The sequence below is a fragment of the Mucilaginibacter agri genome (genome assembly GCF_009928685.1).
Classification (GTDB): Bacteria; Bacteroidota; Bacteroidia; order Sphingobacteriales; family Sphingobacteriaceae; genus Mucilaginibacter; species Mucilaginibacter agri.
The window spans coordinates 466184-485318 of the sequence record NZ_WWEO01000045.1; the positions used below are offsets into that span (position 1 = coordinate 466184).

Consider the following 19135-nt stretch of genomic DNA (forward strand, 5'->3'; position numbering starts at 1 on the left):
AATATTTAAATGGTTAAGCCGCCATCGACCACTAAATTGTGACCCACGATCATACTGGCCGCATCGCTGCAAAGGAAAATCACCGCGCTGGCAACCTCTTCCGGACGGCCCATTCTTCCGACAGGTACCGCTTTTGTCATCGCCTCCAGTGCTTCCTTTTGTCCGCCCGCAATCATTTCCTCGGCCATGCCGGTATAAAAAAGGCCGGGGCTTATGCTGTTGATTCGGATGCCCCGTCCTGCATATTCTACTGCTGCGCTGATAGTAATACCGATAACAGCATGTTTGGCACCATGGTAAACACCCCGCTGCGCACCGGCACGGATACCGCCGATAGAGGAACAATTGACAATTGCTCCGCTGCCTTGTTTTTTCATTTGCTGTAATTCATATTTCATGCAACTCCAGATACCCCGGTAGTTGATATTGTTTACCTTTTCGAAATCTTCGAACGTTTGATCTGCTGCTTCCGCCAGCACGTTTTGCACACCGGCATTGTTATAAGCATAATCCAGCATGCCGAATGTAGCTACCGTCTTGTCAACCATGCTTTTTACCTGCGCGTCGTCCGATACATCGCATTGAATAGCCAGTGTTTTGAAACCTTCAGCAATGAGTTTGTCCGCCGCTTCCTGTACCTTTTTTTCATTCCAGTCTGCCAAAGCCACTGTTGCACCTGCTTCCGCAAATGCTTTCGCCGTTGCGAATCCCAAACCCGATGCAGCACCTGTAACCAGTGCTACTTTTCCTTCCATTATTTTCATGATCTTATGTTGTTGCTTTAATGACACAAAGGTCAGACCGCTGTCGAGAAAAACACTAACACAGATTACAGGTTCTCCTACCATATTTACAGGTTGGTTGATGGGAATAGGATAAGACGTCCGTTAACTGTTAAATTTGGATAGATTTAAGATCAGAAACGATGGACGAGATATTAAGGATAGACACCGTAAGCGAGCATGATAAATTTTATGAACAGGAAAACCTGCACCCGCTGGTGAGTATTGTTGACTTTACGGATAAAGTCCCCGCGTTTTATGCCACCCGTATGAATTTCGGCTTTTATGCCGTTTACTTAAAAGATGTGAGGTGTGGTGATATCAAATATGGCCGGGACACTTATGACTACCAAGACAGAACGCTGGTTTTTGTGGCGCCGGGTCAAATGATCAATGTGAGCATCGATCAGGATTATAAACCACAGGGTTATGCACTGATGTTCCATCCAGACCTGATCCACGGAACTCACCTGGGTAAGCATATCGGCGAGTATACCTTTTTCTCTTATGATTCTCGTGAGGCTTTGCATCTTTCTGAAAAGGAAAGAAAGATCGTGCTGGACTGTTTTGAAAAGATCAGCTATGAACTGGAACAGCGGATGGATAACCATAGTAAAACACTCATTGCCGCCAACATCGAATTATTCTTGAATTATTGCGTTCGCTTTTATGAGCGACAGTTCATCACCCGTAAAGATGTTAACCGTAGCTATATTGAAAAGTTCGAGCAACTACTGAACGAGTACTTCCATTCAGACAAACCTCAAACCCTAGGGCTCCCTGCTGTGAATTACTGTGCAGAACAACTGCATTTATCACCCAATTACTTTGGCGACCTGGTTAAAAAAGAAACGGGTAAAACCCCCTCTGAATATATTAACTTTAAAGTGATGGATATGGCCAAAACGCGTGTTCTGGATACGAGCCGTTCGATCAGTGAGATCGCCTATGAGCTGGGTTTTAAATACCCGCATCATTTTACCAGAGCGTTTAAAAAAAGTACAGGATATACACCAGTCGAGTATCGATCTTTGAACTAAGTTATTCAGAATTTCTACTTCTGGGTCCAGGTATATAAACGTGTGAATACCGATCGATAACTACCTTAAAAATACAGTTGACCAACATCTTTAATTATCTCATCAGTAATAATTTTTAAATAAAAGCACTCAAATAAATCATTGAGTGCTTTTCGGACAACCTGATCTCAATTAGGCCCACTGAATATTTACTTCTACTGGAACTATTTAAATATCTGTGAGAACTGACGGGTCGCCTGTTAGCCAAACGTTGTCAATCGTGACCTTCTGGATAACCCAATCATTATTCCCTCTGATCAACTCTACATCATACCTGTTTTTCATCAGATAGAAACGCGAATGATCATTTGAGGGTAAATGTTGCGCTTCTACAAGCGCATCCATCTTGGCTTTGTCTCCACTAATAGTAACCCGCGGATTACTAACCGAATGAGTCGTATCAATCTTGGCCAGCGAGCCTGAAAGTGCTGCAACGATATTTTCCCGTCCTTCCAGCACCGGGTATTCAAATCCAGCCTTTTTACCGGCAGGCCTGAAATCGGATATGGCATCTGCTGCAAAGGCTGATGCAAGAAGATCATTATCACGCAGGTCAATACCGGCAGCGAATCTGTAAAGTGTTTCAATTACCGCAATTTTGTCTGCGGTTTCCTGTAGATTTATGGTTTGATTTTCCATTATTTAAAATTTATGAGTTGAATTTTTAACGAAGTTTAATAGCCAACACCTCTGACGCCCCCCGAGGCCCTGATTGATTCACCGGTTACCCAATTTGAATCCTCCGAGGCAAGAAATACCGCCAACGGGGCGATATCTTCCGGTTCGCCGAACCTGCCCAGCGGGGTGCCTGCAATGAGTTTTTCACCCAATTCGCCATCAAAATTTCCCGCGGTTGCAGGTGTATTGGTATGTCCCGGTAATATTGAGTTAACCCTGATCTTGCGGGGACCAAGTTCCCTGGCGAGGGCCAGGGTCAGGGTATCGACAGCGCCCTTGGTCGCCGAATAAACACTTGATGCGAGATAGGGATCTGTACTCAGGATCGAACTGATATTGATGATACTTCCGCCACTCGTCATTTGTTTAACGGCAGCCTGGCTCGCCAGCAGGTAACCCAATACATTCAGGTTAAACTGCTTGTGAAAAGCCGCTTCCGTCAGGTCATCGATCATCTCGAATACCGCTAAACCGGCATTATTAACAAGGATATCCACCGGACCGAATGCCGTTTTCACTTCCTCAAACATCTGGTTGATATCGGGGGACTTGCTCAGATCCGCCTGTATCGCGAATGCCCGTCCACCTGATGCCTGTATCTCACCGACCACCTGATCGGCCTCTTTTTTACCCGACGCATAATTTACAATGACCATCGCACCAGCTTTGCCGAATGCCCTGGCAATACCTGCGCCTATGCCCTTTGATGCCCCGGTAACCAGGGCTACCTTATCTTTGAGTTTTAATTCCATTTGATCTTTTCTTCAATAAATGATGGTTCAAAGGTAGATACACCTAACTTTACTTTTGATATGGGTTTCCTCAAGTAAAGCGGCTTCCCTGTAATCTATCAGCAAATGGAAAAGACAAAAACGATCTACGAAGAAGAGGCAGACTGCTCCAAAATACTTTTTGCCATACAGGATACCCTGGACCTGATCAGCGGGAAATGGAAGATCAAGGTTGTTGGTGTCTTGCTTTATGGCAAAAGAAACTTTACCGATCTGCAAAGAAAGATCGATGGTCTCGGTGCCAAAATGCTTTCAAAAGAATTACAGGACTTGGAAATAAACGGCTTGATCACCCGGACGGTGAATACCTCAAAACCCATTACGGTAACCTATGAACTGACGCCCTACGGGCATACCCTTGAACCGATCATACAGGCGCTTGCGGATTGGGGAATAGAACATCGGCACCAGATCACGGGACGATAAGTACCATTGAAATTTAAAATGACATTATTTTGTAACACTTGTTCTAAAATAAGTTTAAGTTTGCAGCTTAAATGGCACGAAACTTAGAATTCAACGAAGAAGAAGCAATCAAAAAAGCGATGGAGGTCTTTTGGGAAAAAGGCTATGGAGGGACCTCTATCCGTGATTTGGCTGAAGCTATGAATATCAAGATCAGTAGTATTTATAATACTATGGGTGATAAACATCAGTTGTTCATCAAATGCATCCGTAACTACACCCAGACACGGGCCATTGAAGCGCAAAACAGCACAGCCAGAACGAAATCGCCCTTAAAAGCGATCATCAGTTTTATAGAAGGTGCTGTGCATACGATTCTTTATAGCCCTAACAGCTGCCTGGCCATCAAAACCACTTTCGAGGTTGCTGCGACCGATCAGGATCTGCAAGTTATTCTTCGTGAAGATCATGAGTTTACCTACGGGTTATTGACCGGTCTTATCAAAAAAGCGATTGAATTAAAAGAATTACCGTCAGGTACAGATGCGGGCACACTGGCCGATTTTATTCTCAACAACTTTACAGGCTGGCATGAGTCTTATATCATTCACCAGGATCCGATCAAGATCAAAAAAATGGCTAAATATCTTATTGGGCAGATAGCAAAGTAAACAGTTTATCTATATTCCTTATTGTTCTATAACACAAACAGGCATAATTTTGTAACAAGTGTTCTAAAATATTATAATTAATCGCATACAAATACATAGAAAAGATGAGCAAAGAATTGAATTTTAAGGAAGTGATTACCCGGTCAGAAAAGATCAGGGGATTATACCACGAACTCGAAAGAATACATCATGGCAGTGAATGGACCGTTGAAGAAGATGCCCTGGCCTTCTTAACGGATGCTGGCTTAGTAGGCAGGCTAACCATGTCGCAACAAGGACGCTGGCCAAAGGGAGGTGCTACGAGTGAGGAACTTTCGCACAAATTAGGTGAAAGTATCTGGTGGCTCATTATACTGGCTGGTCGCATGGACATTGATATAAACGTAGCGCTGGAAGGTTTCCTTTCCAAAACGGAGCAACTTTTAAAGAAATAACCACATGACAACTATGCAACAAACAAAAGGAACATTGCTGATCTACGGTGCTACAGGCTATACTGGAACCATGATCAGTCACGAGGCCGTACGAAGGGGCCTTAGTTTCGAGATTGCGGGGCGGAGCGCTGATAAACTCGAACTACTGGCAAGAGAGCTCAATGTTCTTTACCATGTATTTACGGTTGATGATCAGGCTGGCTGGGAAACCGCTCTTGTTGGTAAAACCGCTTTGCTAAATATAGCAGGACCGTTCAGTGAAACTGCAGAGCCGGCCATGCATGCCTGTATCAGGGCTAATGTGCATTATATAGACATTACGGCTGAAGTAGATATTTACCGCCTCGCGGAAACAAAAGATGAGACCGCTAAAGCTGCGGGTGTTATGTTGCTTCCAGGTGCCGGGCTTTTTGCAACTTACGACCCGCTGGTATTGCACGCATCTAAGCGGGTGAAAGATCCGGTAAAGCTGCGCGCGGCTTTCAAATACTCGGGCGGTTTTACCCCAGGCTCCATCGCCAGCAGTGGCAATATCATCAATGCCGGAATTTTGGTACGTAAAAACGGAAGCATTGAAAAGCTGTCAAAAGCCTCCGCGGCCGCTTTTGACTTTGGTAACGGACCTGAAGATTGCTTTCCGACCCCGCTTGGCGGTGTGGTGCTCTGCTACAGGTCTACCGGCATCCCGGATATTGAAGAATATTTTCAGATGGCGCTGCCTGCAAACGATCCCGATGCAAAAACGGTGGATACGCAAAATAAGGAAGTAAATGCAGGCCAGGCTGAGAGCCTAAGCCTGATCATTGCGGAGATCACCGGTGCGGACGGAATGATCGTAAGGTCATTAGCGGAAATGCCGTCGGGCTATTTGCCAACCGTAAGATCGGCTGTCGAAATTGCTTACCGCGTACTTAACGGGGATTACAAAGCCGGCTTTCAATCCCCCGGCTCTGTTTACGGTGAAGAGTTGCTTTCGTCATTGCCCGGTGTTAAGATAATTGATCTGGATTAATCAGGTTATCAAACAAAAACACCTTACAGTTGATCGCTGTAAGGTGTTTTTTTATCCAATGGTTATAAAGTGATCAATCTAAATACGCATCGATATGTGCGATCAGCCCGGCATCATTCACACGGAGGTCCAGGCCACCGGTCTCGCGTCCGAAATCCCCGGTGAAATCCACCGTAGCCAGAATCTTATAAGGCGCGGTAGGTTCCAGTGACAGTAATTTAGTTGATGTATGATAGCCGACAAAAAAGGTTAGGAAGTAGTCTTTGATCCCTGCTGTATGTTCAAATTTATCACCCACAGAAACGTCATCGATTACTGCGTCGTCCGCGAAAAGGGCAAGGACAGCTTCGGTGTCAAAACGGTTGGCCGCAGCTATGAATTGTTGAGCGATCTGCTCAAGTTCAGTATTTTTCATAAAGAGATTGTTAATTTAGAGACTGCCTGAAATTCAGCGGAGATACTTTAGTCTTGCTTTTGAACAGGCGGTTAAAGGATTGCGGGTGTTCGAAACCCAGTTGGTAGGCCACTTCAGCTACGCTCAGTTCGGTTGCGCTTAATAGTTCCTTTGCTTTTTCAATCAGTTTGGCATGGATATGCTGCTGTGTATTTTGCCCGGTTAGCGAACGAAGCATATCACTCAGATAGTGTGCTGAGACATTCAGGCTTGCTGCCAGCTCATCCACGGCCGGCAGGCCATTGGCTAATGGCTTACCAGTATCAAAGTATTCAGCGAGCAAACCTTCAAAACGAACCAGAAGATCATTGCTGGCCGATTTACGGGTAATGAATTGCCGGTTGTAATAGCGTTTGCTGTAGTTCAGCAACAATTCAATCTGAGAAATCAATACGTCCTGGCTGATCTGGTCGATCGCGGAATCCAGTTCCGTTTCGATGTTCTTGAACAGCCCCACGATGACCTGCTTTTCCTTCTCCGAAAGGTATAGCGCTTCATTCACTCCATAAGAAAAGAACCCAAAATTCTTAATGCTTTTTCCCAAAGGGTAAGTATTTATAAAATCAGGGTGTACCAATAAAGTATAGCCTCCATAATCAGCCTCTCCTTCCAATGCCGTGATCACCTGGTTCGGTGAAACAAAGGATAATCCCCCTTCATCAAAATCGTAATGGCTTTGACCGTATTTCACCTTACCGCTAAAATCCTTTTTATAGGAGATCTTAAAAAAGTTGAACAGCATGCCTTTTTCCAGTTCGGCCGTATCCACGGTAATTGAACTGTAATCGACCAGACTGATCAGCGGATGCAGGGGTTTAGGTAAACCCAATACCCGGTGAAGTTCCGAGATCGAATTGAATACAATGGGTTGTTTCCTTACATTTTTCATGCTTGTGGATATGGACTTTGCAAGTTAAGGTAATTTCTCAGACCGATGCGGTAATCTTCCGGACCTTCCGCCAGGCGTTTGGTATAAAGCCGCACCGCGTCGTTACCTGCCGGGTAAGTCAGTTGGTCCTTTTCATCTGTCGCCGCCTTGTAAACCACTTCGGCGATCTTTTCGGCCTCTGTAAATTCCATCAAGGTACCATCACTAAAACCTTCGGTCATTTTAGCCATGGTTGTCTCATAGGCTTTGTCTTCGGTTACCTGCATGGCTTTAATAAAATCACTTTTAATACCGCCAGGCGCTACGTTCTTGATCCCGACGTTAAATTGTGCGAGGTCGTACGACAAGCTTTCCGCCAATCCCTGCATGGCCCATTTTGATGCATTATAGATGGCGGACTGCGGATTGGAAACCAAGCCACAAAGCGAGGTGGTGTTGATAAACAAACCTTTATTCCGCTGACGGAAATAAGGAATAAATGCACGAATAACTGCCAGAGTGCCAAAGAAGTTGGTGTCGAATTGCGCCCGGATCTGTTCATCTGTATGAGATTCGATCGGCCCAATCAGGCCATACCCTGCATTATTGAATACCACGTCGACGTCATGCAGCTTTAACGCCGCTTTCACCGTATCGTCTACTTGCTGATTATCCGTAATATCCAGTGGCAGTAATGTAATGTTCTCTAATTGACGAAGTTCTGTTTCCTTTTCGGGTGATCGCATGGTAGCGATTACATTCCAGCCTTTAGCCTGAAATAATTTAGCGGTTGCTTTGCCTAACCCAGTCGACGTGCCGGTGATCAAAATAGTTTTCATGTTGTTTTCCTTTTGTGTGATACAAAGGTGAGGCTTCACAAAATCAGGATGATAACCGAAACGGATGGCGTAGTAGCCAAAATGAAGAATAATACGTATTTCGATTTGATAAATAATTTTGCATCCCCAAATTATAAATATCTAAATGCGAGTTGATTAATAAACTATAGCCACATTTCAGAAACACCAAATACTTATTTATTTCAATTTTAGACTATCCACAAACTTTAAAAATGAGGTTAAGTGTTCGATTGTACTTCCTAACTCTCCGCTTTAAAAAAAGTAAAGCCTGTAGTAGTAAGTATTACAGGCTTTTTGATTTTACATCCCCTCATTTTAAGTGGTAAAATCTAGCACTTAGTTTGTAACCCGATTTTTACTGATTTAAACCAGCGAGTAGTTGACACTTAATGCCTGAATTGTATATTTGCTTTAATGCGTGTATGGTTTAACTGTATGTTAATTCTTTTCGTAAGCGGCCTATGTACTGCTTCGAGTAGCCATGCCAATCCGTTAACGACCGTATTCACAGCTAGGTCAGTTGTTGCACAAATCACCGCGGCGATTGTACAACAACAAGACGATAACCAACATTGTGACTCACTGGATAATTCTGAAGTACTTACAGCGGCTTGCTCACAACAAAGTATTTTTGGACCGGCCGTAACGTCGTCGTATCACGAAGTAAAAACAGCAGTTTTTCCAAAACTTAATTCGTCGTTCACTCACGGGCAAAACAATGTCCCGATCCAGCCATTTTATCACCAGCTTCTCTTTCCCTTTCACGGTTTCTGGTAATGCGCAATTAGAGGTTAATAGTTAAGGCGGTATCACTACCTGCAAAATTTCTATTTGCCTATTTAATAGTATCTTATCTATCCATTTTTATAAATATCGTGATTGGGCATTGCTTATCTACTGGGCATGCTCATCTATTATGTATCAAAAATCTATGAAATCATGAGCAAAAATCATTTAACCAATAAAACACAACTTAAATATACAGGTCAACACTTTGAAGGCTTTGAGCATGAAAAACCGTACATGACTTTTCTAGGCTATGATTGTACCAGTTGGTATACCATATGGGTAGATTATCTTGGCAAAATCATGTTTGTTACAGTGAATGATGTAGAACTTGCTGCATAAGCATGAGGCACTTACTACTGAGCCTATTTTTATTTTTTAATTGGCCTGCCGTGATTTCTAATCAATCACGACAGGCCATAAAACCAATTGTAAAAAACAGCGGCCTTCTATTACCTGTCGGCTTTACTGCCACTATTGTTGCAGATAGCCTGCCCGGGGCCGCTCGCCATTTAGCTGTTAATTTCAACGGGGATATTTATGTTAAACTTCGCTTTCCTGATAGTATAGGCGGCAACGTAGCTCTGCGCGATACTAATGGAGACGGACGTGCAGATCAGATCAGGAAGTTTGCAAACTACGACGATAAAGGTAGTTACGGTACAAGTATGCGCATCCATAGAGGCTATTTGTATTTTAGTTCGGAGATCAACGTATACCGGATGAAACTTGATCCGAAAAAGTTAATTCCAGACGGCCCGTTGGAGCTAATAGTGCATGACAGTATGGGGCCACACGAACATGATGCAAAACCCCTCGCTTTTGACGATGAAGGACACATCTATGTCGCTTTTGGCGCACCAAGCAATGGCTGCCAGATAGAGAACCGTGTGCCTGGCTCGCCGGGCATGAATGGTTGCCCACTGCTAAAACAATCCGGCGGCATCTGGCAGTTTGATGAAGCCAAGCTTAACCAGGAACAAAAAGATGGCAAACGCTATGCTACCGGACTGCGTAGCGTAGTGGCGATGGATTGGAATGCTAGAGAGCGTTGTTTATATGTAGTAGCGCATGGTCGTGACGATCTGCACCTCCTCTTCCCCAAGAAATTTAGTGCCTGGCAAAGCGCCGTATTACCGGCCGAAGAATTTCTGAAGATAAAAGAAGGCAGTGATACCGGATGGCCTTACTATTATTACGACCCTTTTAAACAATGTAAAATACTAAGCCCCGAATATGGCGGCGACGGCGAAAAAAAAGGTAATGGCCGGGCATATACTCAGCCAATTATGGCCTTTCAGGCGCATTGGGCACCAAACGACTTGTTATTTTATACCGGAAATTTGTTTCCATCACGTTATAAGAATGGGGCATTTATCGCTTTTCATGGTGCAACCAATCGCTCTCCATATCCTCAAGGCGGTTATTTTATCTGCTTCGTTCCTTTTAAAAACGGGAAACCCGCAGGCAATTGGGAAATATTTGCCGATGGCTTTACCGGACAATCAAAAGTGATTAGCGCCGGTGAAGCACAATACAGGCCAATGGGATTGGCCATGGGGTCAGACGGTTCGCTGTATATTTCGGAAACCGAGAAAGGGAAGATCTGGCGTATTGACTACAAAGGCAATCGTAACAACTTTGGCGAGATGCAACTGGCTGGAATGGAGGCCCGGAAAAAGTTGCCCAACTTTAAACTCCCTAACCCAGCCTTGGACAATCAGGCAAAAGGTATTATTGGCCGCGGTGCCGCCTTATATCGTACTTATTGTGCCGGATGCCATCAACAGAATGGCAAGGGCGATGGCAATCTGTTCCCACCTTTGGCTGGTTCTGAATGGGTGAATGGCGGCCCATATATGGAAAAGGGGCTAGCCATACAAACCTTGCTCAAAGGTCTTGAAGGACCGGTGAAGGTTTTAAACAAGCCCTATAATAGTGCAATGCCATCGCATGCTTTTTTGCCCGATCGGGATATTGCCGCGTTACTAACTTATATACGCAGCCATTTTGGTAACAATAGTAGCATGGTAACTGCCGGAGAAGTTTTGCAAGTGCGACAAAAACTTGGCTTGAAGCCGGTTCGCTAACCTCAAAAGAAAATATACTGATAAGCCAACGAGTAAGAATTATAGTTATATCCCCGGTTGGTAAATACCCCGCTATGAAATTGGAACTTTATAGATTGGCCACCTGCTACAGGTACAGACCATGCCCCTCCGCCGCGCCAATTATCAAAATCGGCTCCCGAAACATTGCCGTTAACCCTTACCTCACCACCGCTGAACCAGTTTCCATCGGCGCTTATCCACATTTTATTTTTGAAATAGTAACAAACATGAGCTTGAAAACTGCCCAGTGGATTTTGGCTTAATACCTTCCCGTCCAAATAATTGGTGTTGTGGGTATAAAACCATGTGCCCACGTAAGCCTCGAGGTATAACCTGCCAACGCGTTGAGAAATACCGATCTCCGGCTTGAAACCCCAGCGATTTGTCCCCATATTAATTAGTTTAGAGGGATAGTAAGTCCCTGTGGGCATGCTGGTAACCAAGCTGATACCTACTACGGTTTTTTGTGTATAGGAGGCAAATTGTTTCTTATTTAATGCCGGTGAACCTATCAGATTAATACCAAATCGGATACGTGCATCACCCCAGCCGAAACGGGATGCGGCCGTATCCCGCCCGTTTAATTGTGCACTGCCGCTGATAGTAGCGAAAGGAAGACTTGCGGATATCCTGGCTAATTTATCACCTATTCCAAACGTGCGTACATAACCCAGGCCGCCCGAGTAAAGCGTTACATCTAAATTATTAATCGGTAGCGAAGGTTCAGTTAAAACATTACCATTGGATATGCCCGCTACAATGGCCAACGCATTTAAATTTGTCGGAAGTGCGGCATACGAACGGGGTTCAAGTTCCTGACCGCTAACCTGATTGATCCACAATCCTAAAACGAATAGGATGTAAATCCTATTTTTAATAAAATATTTACGTCTTGGATTTGGCCCAAGTTTTTGCGTACAAATTGCGAGTAACGAGTTTAAGTGTGCCACAACACAAAGAGACGTTAAGGGACATTAATTAGTGCATCTTAACGTGGAAATTGGGTTGCATTTTCAAAACTGGAACAATGAGAACACTTTGAATATCTTTACCGTTATTCTTTATAGCTAGGCTGATGCTAATATCTGAGGTTGCGACTTGCGTTTTAGTATTAATGCCGCTATTAGGATAACCACCAGTCCTACGGGTAAAATTTCTAAATAAGTAAGTGCAATCACCATCAATGGGTTCTTATACATTTGGATATAGTCGTCCATCTGCACTCTTTGCTTAGCAATTTCGGTTGAACTTAAACCATCCTTTTGCGCTTGCGCCATTATATGGGCGGTGTATTTTACCATATAATCGGGGATAAAGCAATAGTAAATAATTAGCCAGTTGAGCACGTAAATGGTAGACGCGATGAGCACAATGTACAAACCGATTTTAAATGCCTTACCAAAACTGATAACACCCTCGTTAAACTTATCCCGATAGTTTTTAATACCTACAAAAACAAACGAAAAGGCTACGAGCATGGAGGCATAGCCCATCCACATACTACCTTGAAAATCAGGATTGTAATGGCCGTAAGTTACAACTACAATTATCCATGCGGCAACTATTAAGCCTGCTATTACACCGAAAACAAATACATTCTTTTTCATATCACATTGTGTTAAGTATTTGATTGCAAATTTGAAGGTTCAGAAAATTTCTGAGGTCATACTTTCAGGTGATTTTAAATAAAAATCAACTTTTAACACTAAAGTATGAATGAAGCTATTGTATGATACACAGCTTTTTGGCCACATCTACAGCTTGAGTACGCCGTTTTACTTCCATTTTCTCGAACAGGTTAGCCGTGTGGGTTTTTATGGTGTTAAGCGAAACGAATAACCGATTAGAAATTTCCTGGTTACTTAAACCTTCGGCCATTAATTGTAATACTTCGAGTTCGCGTTTGCTTAAATTCAGGCGTTCCAACTCGACCTGATTAACGACAAAATTAGAGCCATTCAAATAAACCTGCTTCTCTACAACCACGGTTTTAACCTTTGGCTTGGCAAGTTTTAAAGCAAGCCAAATACCTAGCGCAGTAAATACGACAGCAATAGCACCAGCATACACTTCCATAGCATGATCTACGATAACAAAATGCCATTCGAGCCACTTCAATAAAAACAGCAATGCTGCTAATGCAGCTCCGTATAATATGGCGGGTTTATTCTTTACCCACAAATTGGCAAGCATGATGACACGTTGATTATCCTGTTCCTAAATTTAGAATATTTTCAAGATAAATTATACAACCTATTCCCTACCAGAACCTGATATAAATCGCTGATAACAGAATCAATATTACCGCAATCATTATTACCGAGGTACTGCTCAGCTTAAACATAGCTTTGTTTACAGAAATAGCTTTGGTATTAACTACTGGCCCGAAGAGACTGATAATAATCATGACGATAAACGTGATCAGAAACGACCAGCTTAGCGAGATAAAAAACGGAATTTCGTAACTACCTTCGGAATTAATAAATGCTGAGTATAGCCAGGTATTTGCTCCTAATAAATTCACCGCAAATTGGCTGAAAAATACAGATGCAACAAAGCCGGTTATTATACCGACAATAGCTGCTTCGGCAGTGGTACGTTTCCAAAACATCCCCAACAAAAAGGTAGCCAATACACCCGGACTAACGAAGGCTGAGTACTTTTGAACGAACGTGTATCCGCCGGCGCTACCAATACCCAAAACATCATTCCAGGTAAACAGCACCCCTATTAGCAGACTCATAATAATAGCGATACGGCCTGTCCAAACCATACGGCGTTCGCTGGCTTCTTTAGAGATATATTTTTTATAAACATCTAACGTAAAAATCGTAGCTATACTATTAACCTTGCCGGCCAGTGAGGCCACAATGGCGGCTGTTAATACGGCTAAGGATAAGCCCTTCAGCCCGGAGGGAAGGAATGAGAGTATTGCAGAATAAGCACCATCCTTGCTCCCGTCTGTTAATTGTGGCAAATGTCCATGTTTGTATAATACATAAGCAACAATACCCGGAAGCATTACGATTACCGGCATTAATATTTTTAATAAGCTGGCAAATAAAATACCCGTACGTGCTGTGTTAATGTTGGCACCCAAAGCGCGTTGGGTTATATATTGATTACAGCCCCAATAGTTAAGGTTGCTGATCCATTGCCCCGAAACATACATAGCAAAGCCCGGCAATATCAAATACTTGCTGATAGTGGCTGCCGAAGCCGTTGACGCGGGCTTTTTAAATATTAAATGGAAATGGTCGGGCGAATCTTTTAACAACTGATTAAAGCCAGCCAAAGCATTATGCCCCAATCCAAACTTTTCGCTTACAATGGTGAGCGACAGATAGGTAATAGCCAGACCGCCGACTATGAGTACCCCCACCTGAATCACATCTGTATAACCAACCACCTGCATTCCTCCCAGCGCTATTAGTACGCCGAAGACAGCCAGCACGATCATCACTTCGTGAAAATGGCCGCCGCCTAGCAAACTATTGATAGCCAGCGCACCGAGATATAAAATGGCTGTAAGGTTGATGAATACATACAAAAAGAGCCAAAAGATTGACATTACCAGCGCAACGCCACTATTGTAACGGTTTTGCAGAAACTGCGGCATGGTGAATATCTTATTTTTAATATACACCGGCATAAAAAATACTGCTACTATAATTAAAGCCGCTGCCCCTACCCATTCGTAAACAGCCACGGCAATGCCCGCAAAAAAACCGTCGCCGCTCATGCCTATAAATTGCTCGGCGGAGATATTGGAAGCGATAATAGACGCTCCGATAGCCCACCAGGTAAGCGACCCTTCGGCCAGAAAGAAACTTTGCGAACTATTATTGGTTTCGGTTTGCTTGCGTTGATACACATAGTAGCCATAACCAGCAACCAGAATGAAGTATCCAAAGAAAACCAGAATGTCGGCCGTAGAAATATGATTCAGCATTCGAATAATTGAGATTGGGCGTTAAACCGGGTTTAATTACTCAAACCTAATAAATAAATTGAATTTACTTACTGAATATGCTCTGCGCCTTCTTAATGGTTTTTTCCAGATCTATTCCTTTACCCAGTACGCCTTTAAAAAGGTCACCTTCGGTTTTTAAGCGATCTACGGAATTGAATATGGTAAAGTGTTTCATGGTGAGGCCGGGTTTAACCTCGTCCCAATGAAGTGGCATAGACACTGTTGCCCCTGGTTTGGGTCTTAAAGAGTAAGGACCGGCAATGGTAGCTCCCGGACGGTTTTGCAGAAAGTCGAGATACATTTTACCTTTTCGGTTGGCCACCATCCTTTCCAGACTGGTATAATCCGGGATTTGTTTCTGCACAATGCTCACCACAATTTTGGCAAACATCTGTGATTGATCATAAGAATATTTAGCCCCCAGCGGAATATATAAGTGCATCCCGGTTGAGCCGGACGTTTTAGGGTAACAAGGCACATCGATAGCGTCGAGCACTTTTTTTACCTCTTGAGCAGCTTCTATCACCTGATCAAAGGTGTTTTTATCTGGGTCGAGGTCTATCACGCAATAGTCAGGATTGTCCGGTGACTGTACCCTGCTGAACCAGGGGTTCATTTCGATACAGCCTAAAGATGCCATCCACAAGAGGTATGACTCGTCCGATCCCACCAGATATTCCTTATGCTCACCATCACTTGTGGTGTATGGAAATGTTTTGGTAATCCAATCGGGTGCTTTCCCCTTAACGTCTTTTTGATAAAAGCTCGATCCGTGTATGCCTCCGGGGAAGCGGTTAAGTGACATCGGCCTGTCTTTCAGATAAGGCAATATATAATCGGCCACCTGGTAGTAATAGTTAAACATATCGCGCTTGGTTACGCCATCTTCGGGCCAATAAAGTTTACTGAGGTGCGTAAACTTTAAATCGTGTCCGCATATTTTGCGTACCTGCGTTTCCTCGGTTGGGTTTAACAATGTTCTACGCTCTTTCTCTTTAGGTGGTTTAATGGCTTTGGTGTGTTTATCTTCATCCTGCAGCTGCTTTGCTTCAGCAACAGCTTCAGTAGTGTCTTTAGGCTTTTCCAAAATAACCTCCTTTGCTTTTTTATCAATCCGCATTCCCTGGAACGATGCCTGACGGAACACTCCGTCGCTGGTGATTTCGGCAAATGCCACTTCACCAACCAATTCGGGTTTTAGCCATGTAGGCTTAGCTCCTAATCTTTGCGGCCTGAAACGAGATGGCTTATCCACATCAGGCTCCACCTCAAATGGACTTTTACCGGTAATGAGCGGTTTAAACTGCTCCATCATTTCTTTCTGTAATTTGTCGGAAAAACCGGTCCCCACTTTACCTACATATCTTAGCTTACCTTCGTCATAAACCGCCATTAGTAAGGCACTAAAAGCCTTGGCCGTACCGGCATTTTTGGTAAAACCAGCTATGATTACTTCCTGCCGTTTGTGAGCTTTAATTTTCACCCAGTCCTTGGAGCGAAGATCTGAAGTATAGGTACTATTGGCTTTTTTGGCAATGATGCCCTCCAAACCCATCTTCTCCGCCGCATGGAAAAAGTCGATACCGTTAGCGTTAAACACATTACTTATACGGATACGATCATCATCGGTAGGAGTTATTTCCTTTAAAATAGCCTGCCTTTGCGTTAATGGAAGGTCCATCAGTTTTTTTCCCTCGTACCAAAGAATGTCGAATACATAGAAAACCAATTCACCATCGGCCTCGCTGCGCCAGTTTTGCAGGGCACCAAAATCGGAGATGCCTTTGTCGGTAAGCACCAATATTTCACCATCTATCACTGCATTAAACTTCCAGCTTTTCAACAAATCGTGAATTGGGTAAAAGCGCTCGTTAAACGGAATATTGTTGCGGGAAATCAGCTCTGCATCACCATCGTTAATTATACCAATAGCACGATAACCATCCCACTTTACTTCATAAACCCAGTTGGGGTCATCAAAAGGCTCGTCTACCAAGGTAGCCTTCATAGGTTTAATGTTTGACGGGATTTTTGATTTCGGTGCTTTCTTGATCAGTGCGTCTATGTCAAAGTCTTTTGCATCGTCAGTTGTAGAAACATCTTCTGCAATTTCAACGTCCGGCCGTTCAGCGGCTTTTTTTTTACTGCTTTTAGCTTTGATCGGTTTCTCTATATTTTCTTCGTGCCCATGTTGCCAGACTTTCTCCCCTGTCTTTTCCATTTGCTCAATGGTTTTGCCGGAGAGGATAGACTTGTCTTTCCTGGTGATGTCTTTTGTGCTGGCAAAATCGTCATTATGTTTAATCAACAGCCAACCGTTTTCACCCATGCCGTGGGTTTTTACCAGTGCATACTCGCCTTCCAGTTTTTCGCCATGAAGTTTGATTTTTAACGAACCGGAAGCTAATTGTTTCAGCAGAAATTTTTCCTGCGCTTTTTTACCACCCTTTACTTGTTCAAGCGGTTCGTAAGTGCCTTCGTCCCACACAATCACAGTGCCGCCACCATATTCGCCCTCGGGGATTATGCCTTCAAAATTGCGATAATCAAATGGATGGTCCTCCACCATCATAGCCAATCGCTTGGTTTTTGGATCTGTGGATGGCCCCTTTGGTACAGCCCAGCTTTTCAATACGCCGTCCATCTCCAGCCGGAAATCATAATGCAATCTCGATGCATCGTGCTTTTGTATCACAAACATCAAATGGTTTTTATCCTTGCTTCTTCCTGCTTTCGGTTCTTTGGTTTTGCTAAAGTCCCGCTTTTCGGCATATTTCTCCAGGCTCATAATTAGTTATTTGTTCAAATATTTGGTTACCGCTTTAACAGAAGTGCCCACCGCCTGAACCGCATGCCGCAACTCATCGCGCGTGATGCCAAACTTTTTAGTCCAGTAGGATAACTCATAGTTTTCATGAACGTTGATGAAATTCTTATCAGAACCGCTGACTTTTCTTTTATCGTCCATGGTTAATTAATAATTGATTTATTTTCACAACAATAAGCCGTAATAAATGGTTTGATGATTAATAATAAAACAATAACATGGATAAGTTTTTAGTTACCGTTGCACAGGACGAGGATGTTTATCACTTTGAAGTACAGGAGTACTTGCACCACGAGCATGACGACAAATGTAAGTTTGAGATATACAACGAAGGCCGACTGGTAGCCGGCCTTGAACCCGATAAACAGGAGTATTTGAAAATATGTAAGAATCCGGGTAAAGTAGATGAGGGTGTGTTACACCTCATTATTGAGCAACTCGAAGCTTACAATTTATAACATTTACATGCCGGGGATCTTAATACCGGCATCTTTAATATCCTGCAAAATGGTTTCCTGTACGGCCTGTTTGGTATCCTGAAACCCGTGCGCATTTACCCATACGTTAACCCCTACGCGGTAGCCATCAGACTCGAGCATTACCACGCCGATGCGGCGCTCGGGTTTCTCGAGTATGTTTTCGCTTTTATCGACGGCGGCGTTGATCACCTCCTTAACCTGTTTGAAATCGATATTGTTGGTAAATTTCAGTTCGATATCTAACCTCCGGTTTCCTTCGCGGCTAATATTGACAATCACCTCGTTAGATAATTTACTGTTAGGTAATATTACTGTACGATTATCGAACGTTTTTACAATGGTATAGAAGATTTGTATAGAGCTTACGGTACCTTCCAGCCCCTGAGCAATAATGTTATCGCCAACCTCAAAAGGTTTAAGCAGAAGGATAAGAATACCGCTGGCAAAGTTTTGTAGCGTGCCGGAAAGCGCCAAACCAGCTGCCACGCCGAAAGCGCCAACAACGGCTGTAAAGAGCGTCATCTGGATGCCGACGATTTGCATTACGCCAATAACAAGCAGCACCCGAAGCGCTACGCCGATAAGGCTTGTTAAAAAGGGTTTAATAGTAGGGTCGACATTGCGTTTATGTAAGCCAGATTGCGACCATTTAATAATGAAATTAATGAGCCACAAGCCGAGCATCAATACAATAACACCTACTAACAATTTGGGGCCAAACACAATTACCCAGTCATAAACATGACTGTAGAATTTCTCGATATTCATATCAGTAATAGCAAATAAAATAGAACAAAAATTGAATCAAAGGCTATTATTTCGCGGTGTGTCCGAAAGGACAAACCGAATAAAAGAACCACAGATGATACAATTTTAGAGCCTGAGTGTTTGGGCGAATTTTGCAATGAGCTTTTAAATTGGGTTC

Annotated in this window: 21 protein-coding genes; 8 read left to right on the forward strand and 13 right to left on the reverse strand. The window is 43.4% G+C overall.

Annotated features, from left to right (window positions below; genetic code table 11):
- Nucleotides 1-5: 5 nt before the first annotated feature.
- Nucleotides 6-848 carry an SDR family NAD(P)-dependent oxidoreductase gene (locus tag GSY63_RS22245; RefSeq protein ID WP_243749302.1) on the reverse strand — a complete coding sequence of 281 codons (843 nt, stop codon included), beginning with the start codon at nucleotides 846-848 and terminating at the stop codon, nucleotides 6-8.
- Nucleotides 849-925: 77 nt separating this feature from the next.
- Between GSY63_RS22245 and GSY63_RS22250 the strand changes: the two genes are divergently transcribed.
- Nucleotides 926-1822: a helix-turn-helix domain-containing protein gene (locus GSY63_RS22250; protein WP_166588050.1), complete on the forward strand. Its 897-nt coding sequence runs from the start codon at nucleotides 926-928 to the stop codon at nucleotides 1820-1822.
- 207 nt (nucleotides 1823-2029) lie between these two features.
- On the opposite strand, the gene GSY63_RS22255 is transcribed toward GSY63_RS22250, so the two are convergent.
- Both GSY63_RS22255 and GSY63_RS22260 read right to left on the reverse strand, forming a co-directional pair.
- Entirely contained in the window at nucleotides 2030-2500 is a 471-nt protein-coding gene (locus GSY63_RS22255; RefSeq protein WP_166588051.1) for a nuclear transport factor 2 family protein, read from the reverse strand.
- A 35-nt stretch (nucleotides 2501-2535) separates the two neighbouring features.
- Nucleotides 2536-3291 (reverse strand): SDR family NAD(P)-dependent oxidoreductase, encoded by a 756-nt coding sequence (locus GSY63_RS22260; protein WP_166588052.1) that lies wholly within the window; start codon nucleotides 3289-3291, stop codon nucleotides 2536-2538.
- A gap of 105 nt (nucleotides 3292-3396) precedes the next feature.
- Between GSY63_RS22260 and GSY63_RS22265 the strand changes: the two genes are divergently transcribed.
- From GSY63_RS22265 to GSY63_RS22280, 4 genes are all read left to right on the forward strand, one after another.
- Entirely contained in the window at nucleotides 3397-3756 is a 360-nt protein-coding gene (locus GSY63_RS22265; protein WP_166588053.1) for a winged helix-turn-helix transcriptional regulator, read from the forward strand.
- Between the two features lie 71 nt (nucleotides 3757-3827).
- Nucleotides 3828-4406, forward strand: a complete 579-nt coding sequence (locus GSY63_RS22270; RefSeq protein WP_166588054.1) for a TetR/AcrR family transcriptional regulator — start codon at nucleotides 3828-3830, stop codon at nucleotides 4404-4406.
- A 104-nt stretch (nucleotides 4407-4510) separates the two neighbouring features.
- Nucleotides 4511-4840, forward strand: coding sequence for a nucleoside triphosphate pyrophosphohydrolase family protein (locus tag GSY63_RS22275; protein ID WP_166588055.1), 330 nt, complete (start codon nucleotides 4511-4513; stop codon nucleotides 4838-4840).
- A 4-nt stretch (nucleotides 4841-4844) separates the two neighbouring features.
- Nucleotides 4845-5852 (forward strand): saccharopine dehydrogenase family protein, encoded by a 1008-nt coding sequence (locus GSY63_RS22280; RefSeq protein ID WP_243749303.1) that lies wholly within the window; start codon nucleotides 4845-4847, stop codon nucleotides 5850-5852.
- 73 nt (nucleotides 5853-5925) lie between these two features.
- Here the strand turns inward: GSY63_RS22280 and GSY63_RS22285 are convergent, their stop codons facing one another.
- Genes GSY63_RS22285 through GSY63_RS22295 form a run of 3 tightly spaced genes read right to left on the reverse strand, consistent with a single transcriptional unit; the run spans nucleotide 5926 to nucleotide 8013 of the window.
- Nucleotides 5926-6267, reverse strand: coding sequence for a nuclear transport factor 2 family protein (locus GSY63_RS22285; RefSeq protein WP_166588056.1), 342 nt, complete (start codon nucleotides 6265-6267; stop codon nucleotides 5926-5928).
- Between the two features lie 10 nt (nucleotides 6268-6277).
- The gene (locus GSY63_RS22290) at nucleotides 6278-7195 is read right to left on the reverse strand and encodes a helix-turn-helix domain-containing protein (RefSeq protein ID WP_166588057.1); all 918 of its coding nucleotides are present in this window, start codon (nucleotides 7193-7195) and stop codon (nucleotides 6278-6280) included.
- Nucleotides 7192-8013 (reverse strand): SDR family oxidoreductase, encoded by an 822-nt coding sequence (locus tag GSY63_RS22295; protein WP_166588058.1) that lies wholly within the window; start codon nucleotides 8011-8013, stop codon nucleotides 7192-7194. The genes GSY63_RS22290 and GSY63_RS22295 overlap by 4 nt, the downstream gene beginning before the upstream one ends.
- 960 nt (nucleotides 8014-8973) lie before the next feature.
- Here GSY63_RS22295 and GSY63_RS22300 point away from each other — a divergent pair.
- Together GSY63_RS22300 and GSY63_RS22305 are read left to right on the forward strand one after the other, a co-directional pair.
- A complete protein-coding gene (locus GSY63_RS22300; protein ID WP_166588059.1) occupies nucleotides 8974-9162 on the forward strand; it encodes a hypothetical protein in 189 nt (62 codons plus the stop codon).
- Nucleotides 9163-9164: 2 nt separating this feature from the next.
- Nucleotides 9165-10910 (forward strand): c-type cytochrome, encoded by a 1746-nt coding sequence (locus tag GSY63_RS22305; RefSeq protein WP_166588060.1) that lies wholly within the window; start codon nucleotides 9165-9167, stop codon nucleotides 10908-10910.
- 2 nt (nucleotides 10911-10912) lie between these two features.
- Here GSY63_RS22305 and GSY63_RS22310 read toward each other — a convergent pair whose 3' ends face one another.
- The 6 genes from GSY63_RS22310 to GSY63_RS22335 all read right to left on the reverse strand — a co-directional run bounded on the left by GSY63_RS22310 (nucleotide 10913) and on the right by GSY63_RS22335 (nucleotide 17872).
- A complete protein-coding gene (locus tag GSY63_RS22310) occupies nucleotides 10913-11881 on the reverse strand; it encodes a transporter (RefSeq protein WP_208094638.1) in 969 nt (322 codons plus the stop codon).
- Nucleotides 11882-11998: 117 nt separating this feature from the next.
- Complete coding sequence (locus GSY63_RS22315; RefSeq protein ID WP_166588061.1) at nucleotides 11999-12538, reverse strand: DUF4199 domain-containing protein; 540 nt, start codon at nucleotides 12536-12538, stop codon at nucleotides 11999-12001.
- A 115-nt stretch (nucleotides 12539-12653) separates the two neighbouring features.
- Nucleotides 12654-13124, reverse strand: a complete 471-nt coding sequence (locus tag GSY63_RS22320) for a response regulator transcription factor (RefSeq protein ID WP_166588062.1) — start codon at nucleotides 13122-13124, stop codon at nucleotides 12654-12656.
- A gap of 67 nt (nucleotides 13125-13191) precedes the next feature.
- Entirely contained in the window at nucleotides 13192-14883 is a 1692-nt protein-coding gene (locus tag GSY63_RS22325; protein WP_166588063.1) for a sodium:solute symporter family transporter, read from the reverse strand.
- Between the two features lie 64 nt (nucleotides 14884-14947).
- Entirely contained in the window at nucleotides 14948-17692 is a 2745-nt protein-coding gene (gene ligD / locus GSY63_RS22330) for a DNA ligase D (RefSeq protein WP_166588064.1), read from the reverse strand.
- Between the two features lie 6 nt (nucleotides 17693-17698).
- Nucleotides 17699-17872, reverse strand: coding sequence for a DUF3606 domain-containing protein (locus GSY63_RS22335; protein ID WP_166588065.1), 174 nt, complete (start codon nucleotides 17870-17872; stop codon nucleotides 17699-17701).
- A 77-nt stretch (nucleotides 17873-17949) separates the two neighbouring features.
- Here GSY63_RS22335 and GSY63_RS22340 point away from each other — a divergent pair, with 77 nt between their 5' ends.
- Entirely contained in the window at nucleotides 17950-18189 is a 240-nt protein-coding gene (locus GSY63_RS22340) for a hypothetical protein (protein ID WP_166588066.1), read from the forward strand.
- A gap of 3 nt (nucleotides 18190-18192) precedes the next feature.
- Here the strand turns inward: GSY63_RS22340 and GSY63_RS22345 are convergent, their stop codons facing one another.
- Nucleotides 18193-18978: a mechanosensitive ion channel family protein gene (locus GSY63_RS22345; protein ID WP_166588067.1), complete on the reverse strand. Its 786-nt coding sequence runs from the start codon at nucleotides 18976-18978 to the stop codon at nucleotides 18193-18195.
- Nucleotides 18979-19135: the final 157 nt, after the last annotated feature.